Raw genomic sequence first — 22,004 nt, forward strand, 5'->3', positions numbered from 1 at the left:
GTCGGTTCGCACTTCCGTTCGCCCCGCCGGGCTGTCTGAAGAGATGCCGGAAGATGCAGAGACGAACAGGGAGTTGCCGGTCGGGATCGGTGACGGGCTGGAGGCTCGATTCGTCGACCACGCAGGAGACGAGCAGCGGACGTTGTGGCCGGACGCCGCACGTGGTGTCTGCTTGGAGGAGTGCGGTCCGGTGCGACGGTTCCCGGTGCGGCACGGCAAGCGGATGGCGCCGGGGTGGTGGTGGTCGGCGGCCAATGGCCGGCTGGTGCACTACGCGTCCGGTGTCATGCGGACCCAGGTGATGCTGCTGGACTGGGATCCTTCGGTCGTGGCCATTGCGTGCCGCCCGGTGGAACTCACCTGGCGTGAGCGTGACCGAACCTGGGTGCGGCATGCACCGCACCTGATGGCTCGGCTCGCGGACGGCAGGGGTCTGCTGGCGGACTGCGCCGGGCACGGCAACATCTCGCCGCGCCTGGCCTGTCGGGCGGCGGTGATGGAGGCCGCGGCCGCGGCGGTCGGATGGCACTACCAGGTCCTGCGGCCCCCGGATCCGGTTCTGGCAGCCAATCTGCGCTGGCTGGCCGGGTACCGGCACCCCCGCTACAGGAACGGCGAACTTGCCGTAGGCGCAGCCGAGGTCTTCCGGCGGCCGCGCCCGCTGATCGAGGGGGTACGTGAACTCGGCGACCCGGTTCAGGTCTTCCCGGTGGTCTTCCACGCGCTGTGGCACGGCAAGTTGTCGGCTCCGCTCGACGTGCCCCTGCACGAGCGGGTGACCGTGACGGCGGTTGCCCAGCGGCGGGGGCAGGTGTGAGCGGCACTGTGCTGGAGCCCGGAACGCAGGTCCGCTTCGCGAAGCGGACCTGGACGGTCGTCATGCTGGAAGGGCCGTGCGCAAAGCTGATCGACACGGAGAACTCCGTGGCCACGGTCCTAGCGAACTTCCTGTTCGCCGACCCCGACTTCGAAGTGGTGGACGCCCCGCAGCGCCAAGTACCGCCGTTCGGGCTCCTGGAGGAACTGCCGGAGCAGGTGCGGATGCGGGCGTATGCCTGGGAGCGGCATGTGCGTGAGGTGGAGACCGGGTGCCCCGTTCCGGGTCAGGACCGGGTGCCGAGGGCCGAGTTCGATCCGGCCCGGCGCACCATGGCGGAGCGGGAGGAGGCCAAGGCCGCCGAGCTGACGGCGGCCGGGCAGCCGGCCAGTGCGGTGACGGTGCGGCGGATGCGGGCCCGCTACCGGGAGCAGGGCCTGTGGGGGCTGGTGGACGGCCGGGCCGCCCGGCGGCGCTCGCCGGTGGGGCGCGCGGACGAGCGAGTGGTCGCCGCGATCGAGCAGGCACTTGATGCGCAGCGGGAGCGGTCGACCGGGACGCTGAGCCGGCTGCGGCGTGCGGTCGGCTGGATTCTGGAGGATACGCATGGCGCGGGGGCGGTGAAGGTGCCGCCTGCCTCGACGTTCAACCGGCTGGTGCACGCCCTCGCAGACCGTCAGGGGCTGCTGGGAACCGCGGCGCAGCGGCGCCGTCATTCCTCACGGCCGGCTCCGCCGTTCACCCCGACGGTGGCATTGCGGCCCGGTGAGCTGGTGATGCTGGACAGCACCCCTTTGGACGTGATGGTGGTCCTGGCCGACGGGGTGGTGGGTAAGGCCGAGCTGACGATCGCGCTGGACGTGGCGACGCGCAGTATCTGCGCGACCGTTCTGCGGCCGATGGGCACAGGGTCGGTGGACGCGGCGATTCTGCTGGCGCAGATGGTGACGCCCATGCGGATGCGCCCGGGATGGGAAGAGGCGCTGGCGATGTCCCGGTCAATCATCCCCTACGAGCGGCTGCTGTCCCTGGACGCGCGGCTGGAGGGGGCGGCAGCCCGTCCAGTAATCAGCCCAGAGACGGTGGTCGTCGACCAGGGCCGGGTGTTCGTCTCCGCCTCGTTCGTCGCGGCGTGCGACAGCCTGGGCGTGTCGGTGCAGCCGGCGCCGCCGGCCAACGGCCCGGCCAAGGGACATGTCGAGAGGATGTTCCTCACCATCGGCGACCGGTTCTCCCAGTACGTGGCCGGCTACACCGGATCCGACGTCACTCAGCGCGGCTCTCACGTCGAGGACGAGGCGTGCTGGACGCTTCCCCAGATCCAGGACCTGCTGGACGAGTGGCTGATCGCGGACTGGCAGCACCGCCCGCACGCATCCCTGCGCCATCCGCTGGCCCCCAAGCTCGCGGTGTCGCCGAACGAGATGTGGGCCGCGCTGGTCGGCGTGACCGGCTATGTCCCGGTGCTGCTCAGCGAAGAAGACTACGTCGAGCTCATGCCGGTCAAGCGGCTGGGCATCAACGACTACGGCATCCGCTTCGACTACCGCACCTACGACCACGAGGTCCTCAACCCGCACCGCGGGCGCAGGTCGACGGCCCCGCACGGGATGTGGGAGGTGCACCACAACCCTTATGACCCCCAGCAGATCTGGGTGCGGCTGCCTGCCGGCTGGGAAGAGGTGCCCTGGATCCACAAGGAGCGGGTAAGCCTGCCCTTCACCGACTTCACCTGGCGGCACATCCGCGCGACCGTCGAGCGCCGCGGCGACCGCGACGAGCACGAGCAACAGCTCGCCCAGGCCCTGGACCGCCTCCTGCGGCGGGCCGGCAACGGGGAAGGCACCCGCCGCGAGCGGACCGTCGCGGCACGCGCCAGCACCGCAGCCTCCCTCGCCGGGCCCGCCCCAAACCAGCAGGAGCCGCCCGACCCCCTCACCGCCCCGACCCTCTCCTACGGCCTGGTCGGCGCCTTCACCCCAGCAAGCCTGGATGAGCCCGACGACGAAGAGTTCGAGGACGGCTGGGACGAGAACGAAGACCCGCTCGGCACATCAGACGATGCCGGCGACGGCCCCGACGGGGACGGACAGCCATCCGGGCGGGCCGCAGTCCCCCGCCCGTCGCGGATCTACGATGCCCGCCAGGAGGCAACCCAGTGGTAGCAGTCCCCGAAGCCGGTCCCGTCCCGGACGAGGAGCAGCAGATGGCGGCCTATGCACCGCCGACCACGCGGGAGGGCTGGCAGCAGTTCGTCGGCACTCCCCCGCTGAAGCCCCCGCCCACCGGGGACGAGGACTGGTCGCTTGAGGAACGCCTGGACTACCACTCCCGGTTCGTCGTCCTGACCACCCCGGCGATGGAGCGCATCTCGCTGTCGGTGCGGCGGCTTATGCTCCTTAACCGCCGCCAACAGGGCACCGCGCGCCGCGGGCTGATCGTGTCCGGGCCGCCCACCACCGGCAAGACCACCACCCTGCTCGAAATGGGCCGTACCTTCGAACTCGCCGAGCAGCGCCGCCACCCCGGCCGCACCGACCGCCTGCCCGTGGTGTTCCTGGCGGTGCCGCCCGCCTCCACTCCCAAGATGCTGGTATCGGAGTTCGCCCGGTTCCTCGGCATCCCCATCGCGGCCCGGATGAACCAGGCGCAGATCACCGACGCCGTCTGCCACCTGCTGTGCCAGCTGGGCACCGCACTGGTCCTCGTCGACGACGTCCACCTGCTCGACACCCGCACCCGGGCCGGCGCGGAGACCTCCGACCAGATGAAGCACCTCGGCGAGAGGATCCCGGCGACGTTCGTCTACGCAGGCGTCGACGTCGAGGCATCCCCCCTGCTGAACGGGCCGCGCGGCGCACAGTTGGCAGGCCGCTTCACCCTGGTCCGCAACACCGCGCTGTCCTGCGGCAGCGCCGAACAGCGCGCGACCTGGCTGGACCTGGTCACCGACATGGAGAACGCCCTGCACCTGCGCCACCACACCCAAGGCACTCTGGCCCGGCACGCCGACTACCTCCACCAGCGCACCGGCGGAGTCATGGGAAGCCTCTCCCACCTCATCCGTGAAGCCGCCCTCACCGCCCTCCTCGACGGCAGCGAAAAGATCACCAAACGGCTCCTGGCCGGCATCCAGCTCGACATCCGCGCGGAGCAGCAAGCCCGCCCGCCCCGAAAACGCCTCCCGCGCCCCCGCAACAACGGCACTGGATCCTGACGAGGCGGACCAGCGGTGAAGACCACCAGCCCTTTGATGGAACCTGTCGTCAGGGATCATTCGCAGCCACCACAGCGCGAGCAGAACGAACTACCCCTGCACAGACCGCCTTTGGGCGCGGTGCGTGTCGCTCCGCTGAACGGCGAGACGACGCTGTCGTTCATGAGCAGAGTCGCCTCCCGGTACAGGCTCACGGCCAAAGAGCTCATCGGCGCGCTCGTGGACGTGGGACGGCGGCCCAATCTGTTCACGGTGCGGCCCGACGGAGAAGTGGTCTTCAACGCCGAGGCCCGGGCGGTGGTCGCCGCTTTCTGCCGCATGCCCGAAGAACACCTGCACCGTGCCCTGCCGGCCTGGGGCAGGGACGTTCCTTCGAGCAGGCTCGGCAGCGGGCCGGCCGCATGGGTCCGCACCGCAGCCACTTTCCCGCCGACCGGCCCCGGATGCCGGGCCTGCACCGCGACCGCCACACGAGGCCAGGAAGAAGCACGCCGCTACCTGCTGCCGCACGGCCGGGTATGCGTCAAGCACCAGTGCTGGATGCTGGAAGCACCCGTCGTCGACGGGGCAGCGGCCGTCCCCGGGCAGCTGGACCTGCGGTATGTGCCGCAGATCAGGGCGGCCCAGCGCCGTCATGTACGGCTGCTGCGGCGCTCTGCGCACGCTGGCGAAGCGTTCACCGTGGCGCAGGCAATCATGGCTTCGTGGTGGGACGAGCCCTGGCCGGAAGAGATCCTCTGGCCCGATCGGCTGCGGCTGATGGCACCCGGCAACGACCTCGCTTGGCGTGCCGCAGCGCGGGATGCGGTGACCTATCCCGAAGCCGTCACGCTGGCCGCGGCCCTCGCCGACCCGAGCCTGCAGCAGCGGCTACTCGATGACGCGGGGCGGCATCAGCCGCACGCGCTCGCCGATGTCCCCGGCCTCGTGGACGAACTGGCTCGGCGTCTTGAGCGGCCATGGATCGCCGGTCGCCTCAGCGCCCTCACGACAGGCCCGCTGAACGCCTGGGTACGCGCCTGCGTACGCACCAGAGCCGGGCACAAGCCGAAGACACGCAGCATGTGGCACGTCTCCCCGCCCCACCGGCCCGCACCGATCACCCGGCTCCTGGCCGAAACCCGGCCCGTCGACGAAGCGCCCGGAAAAACGGAGTCGGCGGGGGCGCCAGCCCCAGACGTGGCTGAGACCGCCAAGGGGTTCGCGCGCGGCCTGCGCCACGCCCGTGCCTACGCCACCGAACACGGCCACCTCTGCATTCCTTACCGGTACGAAAAGGACGGGTTCCAACTCGGCCTGTGGCTGTCCAACCAGCGCGCAGCAGGCCCCCAGCTCTCCCCCGAGCGCAGCCAGGCCTTGGCCGCTCTTGACCCGTGGTGGAATCCTGCGTGGAGCACACTGTGGCAGCGCATCTATCTGCGCGCACGACGGCTGCTGGACTCAGGCACCGACATCAGACCCGAGCAGGGCTTCCCGGGCACCAGCGAGAATCTCGGCACCTGGCTGTACCGGCAGTGCCAGGTCTACAGCAGCCTCCACCCCCAGCAGCGCAGACTACTGGCACAGATCGGCATCAGTGCCGAGGCCGCCCGCCACGCACTGCCGCGGCGTCGCAACCTCGCCGAGGCCCGCGACCGGGGCCTGACCAACGCACGCGCCTACTGGAAGCAGCACGGGCACCTTTGTGCGAGCGCTACTGATACGTACGCCGACTTCCCCATCGGCCAATGGCTGACCAACCACCGCGTACGCGCCCGACGCGGCATTCTCGATCCCGCCCTCACGCAGCAGTTGGACACAATGGATCCGTGGTGGGCGCCACCCTGGCCCTCCGACTGGCAGCGAGCCTGCTACACGGTGCGCAATCTTGTCCGCTCCGGCCACCCCCTCGACCCCGGAAGCGCCTTTGCAGCCTTCGATGACGAGCTCGGTCAATGGCTATACACCCAATGTGTGTCCTACCCCGGCTTGGCAGTGGAACAGCGCCGACAGCTCGCGGCCGTCGGACTGACTGAGCAGACTGCCGCAACCGCCCGCCCCAACCCCGCCACCCACAGGCCGTCCCTGGAGACCGGGCTCCACTACGCCCGCTCCTACGCGGCACTGCACGGCGACCTCAACGCATCACCCTCCGACCGGCACGAGGGCTTCCCCGTCGGAGGCTGGCTGGCCCGCCAGCGGCACCAAGCCAACCTCTACACCGGCAAGTTCGCCGCGCCCTACCCAGCCGACTCGCTCTTGGCAGCCGTCGACCCGTGGTGGAACCCCCCGTGGAACGGGGACTGGCAGATCAACCACCGCGCCGCCCGCAAACTCGTCGAAGACGGTCTCAGGCTCCTCCCCGACCAAGGATTCCCCGGCACCCCCGACTGGACTGGGCAGTGGCTGTACACCCAGTGCGTCGCCTATCAGAACCTCCACCCGGGGCAGCAACACAGGCTCACGCAACTCGGCATCACCGCCACCAATGCCCCCACCGCACGGCCCCGTCGCGTCACCCAGCAATCCTCATTCGACACCGGCCTGGGCCACGCCCGCTCCTACGCTGCCCGACACGGACACCTCGCCGTGCCCAGAAGCGCGAACCACCACGGCTACCGGCTGGGGACATGGCTCGCCCACCAACGCAAACGGGCCGCCAACGGCCGACTCCCCCACCGTCGCGCCGAGGCCCTCGACGTCCTTGACTCATGGTGGAACCCATCCTGGGGCCTACCATGGCAATTCACCTACCATGCCGTCAGAAACGAGATCCACGGCCACGCTCTGAACGCGGCCGCAGGTTTCCCCAGACTTCCTCCAGCCGCCACCAGATGGCTGCTCACCCAGTGCATCAACTATGACGACCTCTATCCGGGCCAACAGGGACTCCTGACCGGCCTTGGCATAACACCCCAGGACGCACACGCCGCCCGCCCCCAGCAGGAAACACGCACGCGCCGCAGAACCGGCGCCAGCCGGTCGCGCCCCACAACCGTCTCGTCATCCATCGACGGCGGCCTGCCCTACGCCCGCTCCTACGCACACACTCACGGCGGACTCGGCACCGCCCACTACACCACCGAACACGACGGATTCCCCCTGGGCTGGTGGCTGTACGAGCAGCGCAAACGCGCCGTCGCCCACCTGCGCCGCACCGGCCTGCCCTGGCCCCACGACACACAGCTCACCGCACTCGACCCGTGGTGGAACCCACCCTGGCGGGTCTCCTGGAACCACAGCTATCACCAAGCCCACGCCCACCACACCGCCGACCACGCCTTCCCCGGCACGACCACTAAATGGATCCGCACCCAGCAGCGCGCCTGGAACCAGCTCCACCCCCACCAACAACACCTCCTGAGCACCCTCGGCATCCACGAATCCACACCCCTGATCAGCTACAACAGCCGCCCAACGAAACTGACCGGCCAACCAATAGAACTGACCAACGGACCTACGGCCACCCCGAAGCAGGAAACCCACAGCTCACAGACCCCGCCCACCCCCAGCCCGCAAGCAACGTCAAGCCCCTCGCCACCACAGACCACACCGCCAGCCCCAACCAGCCAACTGATCATCCCAGCTCAACACCCCGAACACTGATCAGATGGAACGAGCCACGACAGCCTGGCGCGAAGAGCGCCGCCGCGCAGGCAGGCTCAGCGCGGCGGACAGCCGGGACTGGCTGCGACGTGTGGTGCGCCAGCGCGGCTTCGCGTTCCGCGAGCCGCTGAAGCACTGGATCAGCGGCCATCGTCCACTCCGGCACGCCCGGCAGGCCGGGGGCTCCGGCACAGGGGGCCCGAGGGTGACGGAAGTCGGCGGGCAGGGGGCTGCCGCTCTGGCCTCGCTGCAGGACCTCACTTGCCTGCCGTGGGTGCGGATGCCGAACGAGATGGACCGGCTGTTTCTGTAGCGACCGCGCGGCGGGCCGTCCGGCGCGGCGAGGCGCTTGTCGTATCCGGCGCAAGGCCCGCTGCACCCTTTCGGGTGAACGGCGGTGGTGCTGCTCCGCGGCGGCGCCGCTGCCGTGACGCTGAAACGGCCGCGGGCCCGCCGCGTTCCGGGGCACCGGGAGGCATGTGATGGAGGTTCAGGTCCGTCACCGCGACGATCTGGGGCGGGAGCGCTTGGTGTCGCCGCGTGCCCTGCACGGGGCGTCGGTCGAGGAGTGGCCGGTGCTGCACGAGCAGCGCCCGTACAAGGGGCGCAGGTCGAAGGTGCGGCAGTACTGGTCGTCGACCACGAAGAAGAGCTTTGTGTGCCGGTCGCTGGAGCACCGGGACGCGGCCCTGGTCCTCGACCGGGATCCCGACATCGCTTATCTGTCCGCGTCGTCACTGCAGTTGGAGTGGAGCGACGGGGAACACACCGGGGTGGTGGATCCGGCCTTTATGGCCCGCACCGTGGGCGGGCAACGGCGCCTGTACCTGTATGCCTGGGGCGGGCGGGAGCCCAATGAGCAGGAGGCGGCCGTGGCGCGAGCAGCGGGGCAGGAGGCCGGCTGGCAGGTCCGAACGGCCCGGGTTCCGGACGGGCAGCTGCGCCGCAACCTGTATCTGGTCTCGCACTTCCGCCACGACGAGAATGCGGACGAGGAGGCCAGGGCCTTGCTGCTGCAGGCCTTCGCCCGGCCGCGCCCCCTGTGCGAGGGTGCCGACTGTCTCGCACTCCCCCGGTCCCTGTGCTGGTATCTGCTGTGGACGGGCGAGTTGGCCACCAACTGGGACCTTCCTTTGATCCCCACCAGCCTTGTGTGGGCGGCCCGGGAGAGCACATGAGTGCCCCGACGGCGTCGGACGCGGAGGAACCGGACGGGCCGGCAGACGTGCTGCGGCCGGGGATGACGGTGCGGTGGGAGGCCGGGCGCTATCTGATCGGCGCCGTGCAGGGCTCCACGGTGCACCTGGTGGCCCTGGACGAGCACGGCCTGGACGCGCGGGTACTGGTCGCCGCAGGCGACTTCGCCGTGCTGGATGCGGACGGAATCCCCAGGGAGCCGGAGACGCTGCCGGACCTGTCGGTGCTGGACCGTCTGGACGAGCCCCAGCGGGAGACGGTTCGGCACTGGCAGAGGCACGTTCTGGAGGTGCTGACCGGACGCCCCCTGCGCGTGCGGGACGGCCGGTTCACCCCGCGGCCCGGCTACGACCCGGCGACGACCACCCGCAGCGCCCGCTACGCGCTCAAGGCCAGCGAGCTGGCGGCGGCCGGGCTGACGGGCTCGGTCGCCACCGTGCAGCGCAAGTGCCTGGCCTACGAGAAGGAGGGCATCCTCGGCCTGGTCGACCAACGCTGGCTGCGCACCAGCTCGCCCCACGGTCGCTGCGATGAGCGGCTCGTGAAGCTGGTTTTGCAGGAGCGGACACCGGATGGCGAGTCGGCGGGAACGCTCTCCCGGCTGCGCAGGCGCGTGCGGATCGCCCTGCGCCGCGCCCACCCGGACGAGTTCGACGAGCTGTGGCCGGCCCGGTCGACCTTCTACGAGCTGCTGCAGCGGCTGGGGATCTCCGTGGCGTCGGAAGAGAGGGCAGCCCGGCGGGACGGGCCGGACGAGGAGCCTGCCGACGGGCCCTTCCACCCGCCCGTGGTGTCGCTGCTGGGCGAGCGCGTGCAGATCGACTCCACCGGGCTGGACGTGATCGCCCGCGGCGACGACGGACGGCCGGTGCAGGTGGAGTTGACCTACGGAGTCGACAACCTCACCCGCTGCCTGCCCGCCGGGATGATCGTGCCGAAACATTCGGGGCGCAAGAAGGGGCCGAGGAGCCGGCGCCGGGGCGGGCGCGGGACCAAGTCGCTGGACGCCTCCTTGCTGCTGGCCCAGATGATGGCGCCGTTGCCGGCACGTCCCGGCTGGGCTCCGCTGGCGCTGGCGGAGAACTCCGACCTGCCCTTCACCGAGATGCTCGCGCAGGACCCGCGGATGGCCGGTGCTGCGGCCCGGCCGGTGATCCGCCCGAAGACCGTGGTCGTCGACAACGCCAAGATCTTCAAGGCCGGGCAGTTCAAGGACGCCTGCGAGACGCTGGGCATCGAGGTGGAACCGGCCCGGGAACGCACCGCCGTCGACAAGCAAATCATCGAGCGGACCAACGCCTCGATCAAGAGCGGCTTCTCCCAGTTCGTCGCCGGTTACACCGGCAACCGGCTGGACCGACGCGGCAAGAACGTCGAGCACGAACCCCTGCTGTCCTTGAACAAGTTGCAGGATCTGTGGCACGAGTGGGTCGTCACCAAATGGCAGACCACGCCGCACGAGGGGCTGCGGTCCCCCATCTACCCAGCCATGGTGGTGACGCCGAATCAGATGTACGCGGCGGCCGTGGCGACCGAGGGAGTGCCCCGGCCGGCCTCACCCAAGGAGAACCGCAAACTGCTGCTACGCACGCAGCGGATCGTCACCCGCGACGGCATCAAGATCGACAACCGGACCTATGTCAGCTCCCGCATCAGGGACTTCAGGCACCGCCACACCGGCATCAAGGGACAGGGGCAGCGGTGGCCGATCTACTACAACCCCTATGTCCCGCAACGGGTGTGGCTCTACGACCACACCGTGGAAGGGCATCCTGCACGTGACCCCTGGGTGCCGTTCGACTTCAAGTACCAGCACCTGATCCACGACGCCTGGACCCAATACCTGTGGGAGCAAGCCGCGCTCCTCGTCAGCGAGCAGGACGGCCGGGAGGGCACCGAGGAGGCCATCGCCCGCGCGGTGGACAAAATGCTGGACCGCGCGCGCCGTGGCTCCGGATCCGACTCCTCCCCCGCCCCCGCTCCGGCAGCCGCCTTCGTCCCACAGACGCTGGAGATCACCGAGGCGGCCGTCAACCCCTACGCCGGGATCACACCCGCTGTCCCGGGCAGCGTGACGCCCGCGCCGCTGCTCAACGTCGCGGCCAAGGACCTCTTTCCCGGCCAGCGTGCACCCCTGACCGCCGAGGACTGCACGGCCGATGAGGCGGGCCCGCGACAGGAGCCCGCCTCATCACCGGGCCGCAGGCGCCGCTCCCCCGCCGAGCGGCCCAACGGCCTGGCCGGGACGGCCGGCGACATCTTCCGCGGCACGCCGGCCGGGACGGCCCGGCAGCCGTCCGGGCCCTGTGAGGGCGGCGACGTGCCGCCACAGCGCGACCGACAGGAGACGTGATGGACCAGCCAGACACCGCGCATCGGACGCCCGCCGCGGACTCCACCCGCCAGTTCCTGCGTTATGAGCCGGAACTCCTCACCGAACGGGCGGGATTCAATGCCTTCGTGCGCCGCGAGCGCAGACCGTTGAAGCTGGCGGACTGCGCTCCGCTGGGCACAGAGGTCACCGACACCGATCCCCGCATGATCTACCACGGGGAGATGATCCCCGTGATGACTCCCGACGTGGCGCAAGGGATCAAGGACGCACGGCGCACGCTGCGGACCAACCGGTTCCGGCCCACCGGCAAGCGGATGAGCATGATCATCGACGGATGCGCCGGAAAGACCACCCTGCTTCTGCAGATCGGCCGCGCTTATCAGGGACTCCTGGAGAACGAGCGGCGCCCGGACAGCGTGTGGACCCCGGTCGTCCACATCAACGTCCCGCCCCGCTGCGAGAGCAACACGGACTGGTCCCTGCCGTTCGCGGACTACTTCGGCATGGACCACACCCTCAACATCGAGAAGCGGAACTACCGCAGCACCGACATGACCGAACCCGTCGTGCACCACATGAAGGAAAGCCGGACCTCGCTCATCCTGATCGACGGTGTCGACCGCATCCACGACAGCGAACTGGGCACCGCATTTGACTACTTCGACTCCCTCCAGGCCCGGCTGCGCCTGTCGATCATCTACTGCGGGCGCGGCGCCACCGGCATCGTCCGCGAGGGCCTGCACAACCGGCGTCGCGGCGAACACCAGCGCACCTCGCAGCAGTTCCGCAGCAGCCTGCCCGTCATGGAGATCAAACCGATCCCCTTCCGGGAAGGAGCAGAAGACGGCTGGCGCAGCGTGCTCAAGGCCTACGACAGCAACCTCGTGCTGTACAACCACGAACCCGATGCCCTGCTGGCCTTCGAGCGGTTGCTCCATGAACGCACCGGCGGCTACATGGACACCCTCGACCAGCTGCTCTGCCAGACGGCGCAGCAGTCCATCGAGGACGGCACCGAGGCCATCACCGAGGAAGGCCTCAACGACATGGTCGTGGGCCGCCAGGACAGCGACGACGACTGGGCGTAGCGCCGACGGCCTGCCGGTGCCGCGCTGGCAGGCGGCAGGTTCACGGAGGCCCGCGCGCCGGCGTAGCGCTTCAGTGGAGGCGGCCGGTTGCCTCATTGCGCGGGTGGGGCTTGAGGAGCTCCAGTGCTGCGGTAGCAACGCCGCGGTCGTGGGCTACCCAGGCGGTGCCGGTCCACTGCCCGTCGCGCGGGGCGAGGATCAGTGCGACGACGCTGGTGAATCCCAGCTCGGGGTCGCCGAGGAGCTGCTGGTAGGTGGCGGTGTCCCGGGCGCTCGGGATCGGACGACCGGTGGGGTGCGTGTGCCATTCGCCGATCCAGACGCTGCCGTCGGCAGCGAAGGCCTGGTCGGCGAGCATCTGGGCGTGTGCCCGGTCGCGCAGGAAGTAGGTCGGAGTGCGCACTGCTGCGGGGCCGGGGGTGCCGGCGTGGTGGATGGTGACGACATCCGCGCTGTGGTGCCCGAGCAGAATGCCTCCGGTCTCGGTGGCGTGATCGGCCGTGCGCAGTTCGGTGGCGACGGTGCGAGCGGCCGCTGGGGTGAGGCGGACGGTGGTGACGGGTTGTGGGTTCATGGTGTTTCGCAGGTGGGGCAGCCGTTTCGGGGCGGATCGGCTGGCAGCCAGCGCAGTTCGGTGGTGCGGGCGAGGTCGAAGGGCGGGGCCCAGTCGGGTTGGCGGCGCAGGGCGATGAGGGCGTGCTCGCCGGGCAGGCGCTGGTCGGGGTGCCCGGCGCGTTCGAGGATGCTCGCCACGGCGGTCTTGGCCGCCAGGTGGGCGACCAGGTGGAGGTCTGGGCCGACGGCGGTCATCGGGCGGTGCGTGGTTCCGGTGCCGTAGCCGGCGTCCAGCGCGGGTTCGGGATCGATGCCGCCGGCTTCGATGAGGTGCTGGCGGCGGCAGGTGAGGCAGCCGTGGCCGGGCCGGGGGCGCAGTCGCATGATCTCGCCGAGTGCCCCGTCGTTGAGGACGCAGGCGAGCACGGCGGTCAGGCCCGCGCGGCGGGCCAGGTGGCCGGTGACGCGGCGGGCGGCGACGCCGTCGGCCGTGCACACGGCGAGATCAGCGTCGGTCAGGTGCGCTCGGACGCGGTCGGCGTCGGTGATGACGTTCAGCGCCAGCGGTGTGGTGGCGGTGTCGGGGCGCAGCGCGGCGAGTTCCTCGGCCAGGGCGTCGACCTTGAAGCGGCCGATGTGTTGGCGGGCGCTGGTGTGGCGGACGAGGTTGTGCCAGTCGAGGCGGTCGGGGTCGACGAGGGTGAGGTGCCCGATGCCGTAGCCAGCGAGTGCGTGCGCGGTGGCGGAGCCGATGCTGCCGGTGCCGATCAGCATGACTCGTGTCTGCTGCAGGTGTTGGGTGGGCCAGTGACCGTCGAGCTGGTGGATGCCAGTGGTGACGGGCTCGACGGACACGGCAAGCGGGGCGGCCTGCGCGGGCGTGATGTGCCAGGCCAGGAGGTCGGGCAGGTGGTGTTCGGGGAAGGCGTACTGCATGCCGGGGGCGTGGGTGAGGGCCAGGTAGCCCCCTGGCCCGGGTGTCCTGAAGCCGCCGGCCACTGCGGTCTTGAAGATGTCGAGCGCTGTTGCAGCGTTGCGGCGCTTGCGCAGTTCAATCCATATCGCGTGCAGTTCGGCGGAGGCCCGGTACCAGTAGCCGGTGGGCGTGGAGTCGTAACTGCCCAGCAGCCGGGAGCGCAGATCCGGGTCCACCGGGATGATGCTGTTCTCTCGGTGGGAGATGCCGGCCACGACGGCCCGGCCTTCGGGGCGGTCGATGCGCAGGGTCAGCCGGCCCCAGGGGCCCGCGCCGCGGAGGGTTTCCGCGGCGCGGTGCGGAATGAGAATCAGCATGCGGGCTCCCCCGGCTCGGTGGGCCGCGCAGTGTGGTGCTGGTCCTCGTCAGGTGACGGGGGCCGGGCCAGGAAGTGGTCGAGGCAGTCGTCGCTGACGATGCCATTGGCGGTCATCCCGTCGATCGCGTGGTGCTTCATCAGCGCGTATTCGATCCGCCAGCCAGCCGCCTTGAGGAGCAGACCGACGGCGGACTCCCGGCCCGTCCAGGCCGCGTCCTCGCGCAGCAGGCACAGGCTGGCGTCGCCGCTGACGTGCCAGCGGTGCTGGGTCCACTCCAGCGGCTCGGGCAGAGGGTCCAGCGGGATGATGCGGGGCGCCACCATGGGATAGGCCTGCTGATACTCCATGCGCAGCAGGAGCCCCTCGTGGCCGGTCCAGTCCGCCAGGTGCGTGGGTTCGGGCCGTGCGAAGGGCCAGCGGGGCAGTCGGCCTTCCCAGGTGCCGGCCCCGTCCTGCTGCCAGGCCAAGCCGGGGAAGCGGGCGGTGATCTCTTCTTGGTCTCGGTGCAGTCGACGTGGCTCGCACTCCCACCAAGCGATGGGAGTGCGGGCGCTGCGCTGGCGGTCGGTGGTCATCCCTGCGGAGCGTCCTTGATGGGGCGCGGGGTGATGAGCGCCGGTGCGGTGATCGCCCCGGCGGTCTTGCCCGGTGCGGCGGGCGCGGGGAAGTCGTCGCCGAAGATCTTCTGCCACAGGCGCAGGGCGCCACCGGTGTCGCCTGCGGCCGCCGCCGCGCAGGCCTGGTCAGCGAGGTCGGCGGCCTCGGTGAAGGCTGCGGCCAGCGCTTCGCGGTCCAGGTCCGGCTGGATCTCACCACACAGGCCGGCCGGGTCCCAGACACCTTCGTGGACCCGGTCCGCAGCGGCGGTGAAGAACGTCTTCAGAGCCGTGGCGCGGTTGCCGGAGTCCGGCATGCAGTGCACGGCGAGGACCTCCATGACGAGGGACTTGATGCGGCCCTCAATGCGCACCGTGTTCCGCCACTGCTTGAGGACCCTGACCAGCGGCCGGAAGTGCGGCCAGTCGCGCTGGCGTTCGGCCACCTGGGCGATGAGGTACTCGGGGTTGGCCGGCACCCAGCGGGTGTTGAGCTGTTCCGGGATGAGCAGCGTGCCGTCCGCCTGACGCAGCGCGGCCATGACGTCGACGGTGAAGGCCTGCGGGTCGTCGGGGTCGTCGAGGAAGCACTTGACGGCGTGGTTGCGCAGCAGGGTGTGCCGCACCACGTTGTCGCGGGTGCCGTTGGACTGGCTCAGGAGCCGGTTGACCTGGGTGCGGATGTGTTCGAGCGCCTCTTCGGCGCTCGGGCCGCTCACGCCCCACCCGGGGTGGGCGTCACCGTCGTAGACCATCACGATGTCGACGTCGTGGATGGGCCGGAGCTGGGTGCTGCGGCTGAGGGAGCCGGAGCCGAAGGTCTCCAGCACGTCGGGTTCGCTCAGCAGCGCGGCCTTGAACAGGTCACGGCGCTCGCGGGCCAGCTTGGTTTTGTCGGGGTACTCGTTGACGGTCTTCTGGTAGTCGTCGAATGCATCATCGATGCCCATGCGGTGTGCCTCCTGGGGCTTGCCGTTCAGCCCTGGGTGCACGCTGCGCCTTGGGCCCCTGGAGGAGAAGGGGCGGCTGGCGGCATCTCTGGCTGCTCAACCACAACGGTAGGACGCACCACTGACAATTCCCCTCCCTACCAGGGCAGTTGATCATCTCGACGCGGTCCGCGGGCGGCAGAGCAGCACGTACATGCAGGTGACGCACCGGTTCGGCATGGCGGACGCAGGCCGGGGCGCCGGCGCGCGGCCTGCAGCGGTGTCGGGAGTGGCGTACCGCCGGTCCCTGGCGCAGGATCGTCGCGATCGGGGGGCCGGGGCGAAGGGGTGGGGCGCATGCGGTGGTTGAGGCAGTTGAGACGGCTGGTGTTCTCGCGGGAGGGCGGCGGCACGCTGCTGATGGCGGCCTGTACGGCCGTCGCGCTCGGAGTGGTGCCGAACATGCTGGAGCAGTGGACGCATCGGCCGTGGGTATTCGCCGGGGTCTTCGCTGCGGCCCTGCTTCTGGTCCTGACGGGGTGGGTGCTGCAGCGTCCGCGCGGGCTCGGCGTGGTGGTCAGCCTGTATCCGGCGGACCGGACGCAGGCGTCCCGCGTCCTGGCGCTGAAGAACGCCTCGCGCCGGACGCACGGCGCGACGCTGGTCGTCGACCGCGCGCTCCTGTGGCCCGGGGAGATCTCGGTGCAGGGCCGCCCGGAGACCGCCGACTTCATCGCCGGGCTCGTCGACGCGCAGATCGAGGAACTGCGGGCGGCCGGGGCCGCGGAGCCGGAGGTCGCGCTCTACGTCCTCGCACCCCTGCAGGACGCCTTTCTTCTCGGGCGGCGCCTGGCCGACGACGTCCAGACATCGCTGGTCGTGATGCATCTGTCGCAGCAGGCCGGGCGGTCGGTGGTTCCCGGGGTTGTGCTCGGCAGCGCGCTGCGCGCCCCGCTCGGCGCGCAGCAGCGCGCCCGGGTCTGCCAGTTGCTGCCGGTCGACCGCGCGGAGGAACCCGCGCTCGTGGCAATCCCAGAGACGCCCGGGCAGCAGCGTCACCGGATCGCGGTGATCGTGCGGCTGGCATCGGCCGCCTCCATGGTCGACGACGCCCGCCACGTGGCCGCGACCGGACAGGTCTCCTACAGGGCGGGACACCACACCGGCTACCGTCTGCCCGATGCCGGCCCCTCCGGCGGGCAAAGCCCGTGCGGCGCCTACCTCGTCATCGACACCAGCAGCGCCTACCTGCCCGACGACCCGGGCCTCAACGCCGCGGTGACCACCTACATCTGGGAGCGCTGGCAGGCCGCACGGCGGCAGTGGGCGCAGCATCTGGACGGCGCGACCGGGGTGGAGGGACTGCTGGTCTTCCACGGCCCGCTGCCGGTCGCCCTCGCGCTGGGCTGGCTGGCGGCCCGCGACCGCCTCACGCTGGTCCACCATGACCTGCGTCTGCCCCAGGGCGCGCCGCCCCCTGCAACGGCAGGTCCCTGACGACGTCCTGGGAAAAGCCGGGCCAGCCGCTCCGCCGTGCCCCACGGCGGCTTCCGATCCTGCTCACGCGTGGACGACGAAGGCCTTCTCGTACACCTGCTCCGCGTTGACGTCCTCGTACACGGTGGTGGGGCGCAGCCGGTTCCACCGGTGGCCCAGCAGCAGGGCCAGCCCCTTGGGGCCGGCCTGGAACAGATGAATCTCGGGGTGCGTGCGGCAGGCGCGGCGGACGCAGTCCCTGATGCCGACGGCCAGCGCGTTGGCCGCTGCCGCGTCCGGGATCGCATTGTCCTTCGGACCGCCGGGCGGACGCAGCACCAGCAGCCGGGAGACGGGCAGTTGCTGCGCGCGCAGGAATTCCAGCACGTCCCGTGTCGGGTCGGTGGCGACCGCGACGGCCACCGCGAGGTCGGGGCCGAGATCGAGGCGGTGCTCGTCGACGGCCGGCTCCAGCGGGCCGTCGTACTCCTCACCGGACGACCACAGCTGGGGACCCTGGGCCACAGCGATATCGGCGCCTGTCACCATCCGGAAGGCGGTGCCGACCAGGAATGTGGGGGCCAGGCGGAGACTGCCGGTGAGGGCCACGGCGGTAGAGACCGGTCCCATCCGGGACGGTGCCGCTTCCAGGTCCGCCTGCAGCTGCTTCCAGGTCGCCGGGGCGTGCGGGCGCCGCTTGGTGTACTCCGAGGCGCTCTCGAAGCGGTCCACCCAGTCCACCGCGTAATCGGCGTCCTGCGCCATCGGGTCGGGCTTCAAGGTGGCCACGGACAGCACCGCCCGTGACGAGCCCATAGCGAGCCGCATCGCCCCGATCGCCTCACGGATGTCCGCCAGGGACAACCGGCGCCGGCCGTTGGCGACCTGCCGGGCGACCCAGTCCGCTCCCGCGTGCATGGACTCCTCGTCGAACCGCAGCCCCGCGGCGAACATCATCATCTGCAGGTGTTCGTGCAGGTGTCGCACGTCCCGCGCCAGGTCGAAGCGCAGCACCTTCAGCAGCTCCAGCAGCCGCTCCTGGCTCAGGCCGGATCCCTCGGCCCAACGGGCCCGCGCCTGGCCCGTCTTCGAGCGCGGGCCCTGCCGGGCAGCCTTCGGCAGGAGAAGCTGGGTGCGGGAATCCCGGAGAGAGACCAAGGGGTCTCCCGCGTCCGGAGACCGGTTGCTGAGCAGCGCGAGATCGACCGGGATCCCATCCTGGGCCAACTGCTCCCACGACCACGCCAGTTTCCGCAGGATCGACGGCCCGCCCTGGTCACTGGGCTTGAGTAGATAGTCCTCGTTGACCGGCGTGCTGCTGTCCGCCGCGTACTTGACCTGCGTGTAGGTGTGCGGAGGCTGCTTGCGGTACAAGACGACGTCGTCGACGTTGCCCACGCCGTCCACCTCGACGCCGACCGCCTCGACCGGATTCGCCACGTGAAGGGCCGCGTCCCATACCGCTGTGACGCAGCCCTGCCAGGCGATCAACCACTGGTAACGGTCACCCGCGATACGGACACCCGTCGAGCTAGGAGCAGGCAGGTCAGGCACCGGACTTGGTCTCCTTCGGGATCGGCCACCGCGCAGCGGACCACGATTCCCTCAGTAGACCACTCCCCGGCAGCGTCGCAGAGACGTGGACAAGGTCAATCGGCTGTCTTCATCACGGGAACGGAAGTCTCGGCTCCGCCGGGAGCAGCGCCATCGGTGTCAGTGGGGCTCTCTACGCTGCCCTCCTGCCCACCCGGTGTGGGACGTCGTTTCGTTCGACTCAAGGGAGGAAACATGGCAAAGATCGACCCCATCGCACGCGCGGCGGCGATGTCTGCGCGCGGGCTGATCCTCAAAGGCCCCTACCCTGGCGCGGACAAGCCCTGGCCAGCCATCTGCAAGGCGTGCCGGCAGCCCACCAGATCCAGCTACACCAGCGTCATCACCAAAGGACAGGGCCCCTGCTTCACCTGCGGGCAGCGCAAGAGCTCCGCCGCAGCGGCCCGCAAGCGGGCTGTGCCGGCCGAAGTTGCGGAGACCAAGATCCGCGAGGCGAACGTCAAGCCGCTGGAGACGTTCCCCGGCACGCAAGGGACTTGGCGCTGTCTGTGTCTTACCTGCTTACGCGAGATCGACGTGTGGTACTCCAGCGTCGTCTACGCCGGCAACGGAGCCTGCGACTACTGCTCAGGATCCGCGCAGATCCCGGACGCCGACGCGCGCGGTGAACTCCTCGCCCTCGGCCTCGAGGCCCTCATCCCCTATCCGGGCTCGAACGAGAAGTGGCGCAGCCGCTGCACTACATGCAAGAAGATCGTCGACCCGACTTTGTGCAACGCCCGCAAGACGAAGTTCTCCTGTCGCTTCTGCGCCCAGCGCGCCACGCATCCCGATGTCGCCGTTGAGATCATGAAGGAGGCAGGGCTGAGACCGCTGACTGCCTTCCCTGGGAGTGTCAAAGCCGTCTGGAGGGCGGAGCACGTCGACTGCGGCAAGCAGGTAAAGGCTGTGCTCGACAAAGTCATCCAGCGTCGCAGGGCTTCCTGTATTCACTGCGTTCGGCGCGGCTTCAAGCAGGCCCTGCCCTCCTCTCTGTATCTGCTGGTGCACACCGATTTGGGGGCTGCAAAGATCGGCATCTGCAACGACGGCAGCGGACGGATCCGAGTCCACGAGCACAACGGGTGGAGTCAGGTGCTCGTTACACCGCTGTCCGGCTACCAAGCTGTCCAGGCGGAACAACACGTCTTGAAGCGCTGGCTCGCGCTCGACCTCCCCCAGGGCGTCTCCCGCCTCGACATGCCGCAGGGCGGCTGGACCGAAACCGTCGCCCTACGCGATCGGTCGTTGCCCGAACTCCGCGAGGACTTCGACGCAGCGGTCAACTCCGCCATGACCGACTGCCCTGGGCCGCCCGGGGGTTCCAGCCTCAGCCAGGAGACTGGGCGCCTTCTCTGACCGGCGTTCGCTTGCAGCGACAGTCCTCGTTTCGGACTTCACCGGTTACCGCAGACTGTCCAGTTCCATTTGAAGCATCGCAGGTCAAGAGGCGCAGCCTGCATCAAGAGCGCATCATCCCCGCTGCCGTGACGGTGGTGCGCGGGGGCGCACCAAGCAAAGCCTCGATCCCAGTTTCCATTTGCTGGGCGGTGCACTGTCGTCATGGCTGTGCCGTCGCATTACGGTTACTTGATGAATCAGGATGAAATCCGTGATGAGCTAGTGACTTCTGCTCAACGGTGGGCACAGACGTCTGTTGATGCCTACCTTGAGGAACCCGTCGATCAAGACTTCGCGGTGCACCACATGGCTGTCGCTGTCGAACACATAGCCAAGGCGTATCTCGCCTCCATCACGCTTACCTTGCTGAGCGGCTCTAGCCCTTCCGTGAACGACCTTCTGGTGCTCGGCGGCCAGGAAGACAGAGCGGAGAAGGGGCGTTCCGGCCTCAAGACGATTAGCGGCGAGGTAGCCGTGAAGCGAGTCAAGGATCTCCTGAACAGGGGAAAAACACCGACAGCCCTCGATGAGCTGCGGGAGGCCCGCAACGGGGTCACTCATATGGGGTGGGGTCCTGCAACCAGTAAATGCAGAGAGCTGCTGGCTGCCGGCGTGACGTACGTCGAGTCCCTGCTGCCCGAACTGTCCAAGGAATCGGACTGGTTCTGGGGCGACCGGTCTGAAGCATCCAAAAGCCTTGTAGCGCAGGCCACTTCAGAGCTGAAGCTTCGCTACGAAGCAAAGATCCGGCGGGCGCGAGCGAACTTCGCGCACACCACGAAGCGCCTGTCCGACACCGAGAAGGCGACCGTGATCGCCAGCCTGTCGGCAGTGGCGCCACCCGGTGTGTGGGGCATCGTCCTCCCCACCCCGTGTCCGGCCTGCGGGAGCCCGGCCTTCGTCGGCGGTCGGGACAAGAGCGGCGACTACGGCGACACCTGGTTCTTCCCGCGTGACTTCGGATGCCGGGTGTGCCAACTGACACTGACCGGGCAGGAACTGGACCTCGCCAGCATTAAAGCCCAGTCACTAAAGCCCAGTCACTGGCCGAGGAACCGGATCCGGATCCCGACTGGGAACCCGACTTCGACGTCATGTAATCAAAGAGCAGCAGCATCGGCCGACCGCACCACGGCCCTCAGAGGGAAACCGCTGCGGCCGCCGAGCTGGCCCCTCCGGCAAGAGGTCGTTGAAACTGAAGTCGGTCATGCCCACGGCGCTCAAGACTTCCAGATCACCTCGCAAACAGGCTCTGACCGATCGGCTGCCTGCCCGACCGCATCTGCGCCCACTCACGAATGCTCACTTGCCCTCTGACGGCCAGTGAGCCCGACGAGAGTGGCCGAACTTCGGGAAGGTCGGGGGTGCCGAGTCGTGCACTGCTCCTCTATGCCCGCGGCGCGCTTCGGCGAGCCCTCCGCAGCAGTTGAGCCGTTGTCGACCGCCACAACGACGTTGCTTGCCGCACTGAGGAAGACGGTCATCTTCGGCTTCCCGCCGTGGGAGTTGGCAAAGTCCCGCTGCCGCCGCTGTCGTTCTTCTCGATCGGCATCGTCCTCGGCCTCGCCGCTGCCGAGCCACACTTTTGCCAGTGACCGTTGCGGTGACGGTGTTCGTGCACCGCTTCGCCCTGACGGCCAGGGCGGGCGGGTCGGCATGACGATGCCCATGACTGCGGCCGCGGAGCCGGCCGTCACCTCGTCGCTGCCTCAGAGCAGCGACTGAAGCCAGCCCAAGAGCTCCGCTCCAGCGGTACGACCCAGGCCTGTCGCGATTCCACCGAGGAAGCCGAGGGTCACGACCGCGGAGGCGCGACGGAGGCGGGAGGTCTTGCGCCGGGAAGCTTCGAAAGGCGTCTGATCCATGTGGCGAGCTTGGAGTGCGCGCCAGGTGATGCGCAGTGCGCAACAGTTGCCAAT

The 22,004-nt window shown here is 69.5% G+C and carries 16 protein-coding genes; 11 read left to right on the plus strand and 5 right to left on the minus strand.

Annotated features, from left to right (window positions below; genetic code table 11):
* The first annotated feature begins 190 nt into the window (after nucleotides 1–190).
* The 8 genes from BKA18_RS00305 to BKA18_RS00340 all read left to right on the plus strand — a co-directional run bounded on the left by BKA18_RS00305 (nucleotide 191) and on the right by BKA18_RS00340 (nucleotide 12,239).
* Nucleotides 191–817, plus strand: coding sequence for a TnsA-like heteromeric transposase endonuclease subunit (locus BKA18_RS00305; RefSeq protein WP_429638073.1), 627 nt, complete (start codon nucleotides 191–193; stop codon nucleotides 815–817).
* Nucleotides 814–2,982 carry a transposase gene (locus BKA18_RS00310; RefSeq protein WP_366043539.1) on the plus strand — a complete coding sequence of 723 codons (2,169 nt, stop codon included), beginning with the start codon at nucleotides 814–816 and terminating at the stop codon, nucleotides 2,980–2,982. The genes BKA18_RS00305 and BKA18_RS00310 overlap by 4 nt, the downstream gene beginning before the upstream one ends.
* Before the next feature lie 41 nt (nucleotides 2,983–3,023).
* Complete coding sequence (locus BKA18_RS00315) at nucleotides 3,024–4,034, plus strand: TniB family NTP-binding protein (protein WP_366043880.1); 1,011 nt, start codon at nucleotides 3,024–3,026, stop codon at nucleotides 4,032–4,034.
* A gap of 162 nt (nucleotides 4,035–4,196) precedes the next feature.
* Nucleotides 4,197–7,619 carry a helicase associated domain-containing protein gene (locus BKA18_RS00320; protein ID WP_366043540.1) on the plus strand — a complete coding sequence of 1,141 codons (3,423 nt, stop codon included), beginning with the start codon at nucleotides 4,197–4,199 and terminating at the stop codon, nucleotides 7,617–7,619.
* A 4-nt stretch (nucleotides 7,620–7,623) separates the two neighbouring features.
* Nucleotides 7,624–7,932 carry a hypothetical protein gene (locus BKA18_RS00325; RefSeq protein WP_366043541.1) on the plus strand — a complete coding sequence of 103 codons (309 nt, stop codon included), beginning with the start codon at nucleotides 7,624–7,626 and terminating at the stop codon, nucleotides 7,930–7,932.
* A 169-nt stretch (nucleotides 7,933–8,101) separates the two neighbouring features.
* On the plus strand, nucleotides 8,102–8,797 hold the full coding sequence (locus BKA18_RS00330; protein ID WP_366043542.1) for a hypothetical protein: 696 nt from the start codon (nucleotides 8,102–8,104) through the stop codon (nucleotides 8,795–8,797).
* Nucleotides 8,794–11,169, plus strand: coding sequence for an integrase (locus BKA18_RS00335; RefSeq protein WP_366043543.1), 2,376 nt, complete (start codon nucleotides 8,794–8,796; stop codon nucleotides 11,167–11,169). Before BKA18_RS00330 ends, BKA18_RS00335 begins: the two co-directional genes overlap by 4 nt.
* Nucleotides 11,169–12,239, plus strand: a complete 1,071-nt coding sequence (locus BKA18_RS00340; protein WP_366043544.1) for an ATP/GTP-binding protein — start codon at nucleotides 11,169–11,171, stop codon at nucleotides 12,237–12,239. Before BKA18_RS00335 ends, BKA18_RS00340 begins: the two co-directional genes overlap by 1 nt.
* Nucleotides 12,240–12,309: 70 nt before the next feature.
* Here BKA18_RS00340 and BKA18_RS00345 read toward each other — a convergent pair whose 3' ends face one another.
* Genes BKA18_RS00345 through BKA18_RS00360 form a run of 4 tightly spaced genes read right to left on the minus strand, consistent with a single transcriptional unit; the run spans nucleotide 12,310 to nucleotide 15,636 of the window.
* The gene (locus BKA18_RS00345) at nucleotides 12,310–12,813 is read right to left on the minus strand and encodes a Mov34/MPN/PAD-1 family protein (RefSeq protein WP_366043545.1); all 504 of its coding nucleotides are present in this window, start codon (nucleotides 12,811–12,813) and stop codon (nucleotides 12,310–12,312) included.
* The gene (locus tag BKA18_RS00350) at nucleotides 12,810–14,087 is read right to left on the minus strand and encodes a HesA/MoeB/ThiF family protein (RefSeq protein WP_366043546.1); all 1,278 of its coding nucleotides are present in this window, start codon (nucleotides 14,085–14,087) and stop codon (nucleotides 12,810–12,812) included. The genes BKA18_RS00345 and BKA18_RS00350 overlap by 4 nt, the downstream gene beginning before the upstream one ends.
* Complete coding sequence (locus BKA18_RS00355; protein ID WP_366043547.1) at nucleotides 14,081–14,665, minus strand: hypothetical protein; 585 nt, start codon at nucleotides 14,663–14,665, stop codon at nucleotides 14,081–14,083. The genes BKA18_RS00350 and BKA18_RS00355 overlap by 7 nt, the downstream gene beginning before the upstream one ends.
* Nucleotides 14,662–15,636, minus strand: a complete 975-nt coding sequence (locus tag BKA18_RS00360; RefSeq protein WP_366043548.1) for a nucleotidyltransferase family protein — start codon at nucleotides 15,634–15,636, stop codon at nucleotides 14,662–14,664. The genes BKA18_RS00355 and BKA18_RS00360 overlap by 4 nt, the downstream gene beginning before the upstream one ends.
* A 336-nt stretch (nucleotides 15,637–15,972) precedes the next feature.
* Between BKA18_RS00360 and BKA18_RS00365 the strand changes: the two genes are divergently transcribed.
* On the plus strand, nucleotides 15,973–17,112 hold the full coding sequence (locus BKA18_RS00365) for a hypothetical protein (protein ID WP_366043549.1): 1,140 nt from the start codon (nucleotides 15,973–15,975) through the stop codon (nucleotides 17,110–17,112).
* Nucleotides 17,113–17,175: 63 nt separating this feature from the next.
* On the opposite strand, the gene BKA18_RS00370 is transcribed toward BKA18_RS00365, so the two are convergent.
* On the minus strand, nucleotides 17,176–18,645 hold the full coding sequence (locus BKA18_RS00370; protein WP_366043550.1) for an SAVED domain-containing protein: 1,470 nt from the start codon (nucleotides 18,643–18,645) through the stop codon (nucleotides 17,176–17,178).
* 234 nt (nucleotides 18,646–18,879) lie between these two features.
* On the opposite strand from BKA18_RS00370, the gene BKA18_RS00375 reads away from it, so the two are divergent.
* A complete protein-coding gene (locus BKA18_RS00375) occupies nucleotides 18,880–20,043 on the plus strand; it encodes a hypothetical protein (RefSeq protein WP_366043551.1) in 1,164 nt (387 codons plus the stop codon).
* 234 nt (nucleotides 20,044–20,277) lie between these two features.
* Nucleotides 20,278–21,402, plus strand: a complete 1,125-nt coding sequence (locus BKA18_RS00380) for a hypothetical protein (RefSeq protein WP_366043552.1) — start codon at nucleotides 20,278–20,280, stop codon at nucleotides 21,400–21,402.
* Nucleotides 21,403–22,004 lie beyond the last annotated feature (602 nt).

The sequence above is a fragment of the Streptomyces auratus genome (assembly GCF_050433025.1).
Taxonomy (GTDB): Bacteria; Actinomycetota; Actinomycetes; order Streptomycetales; family Streptomycetaceae; genus Streptomyces; species Streptomyces sioyaensis.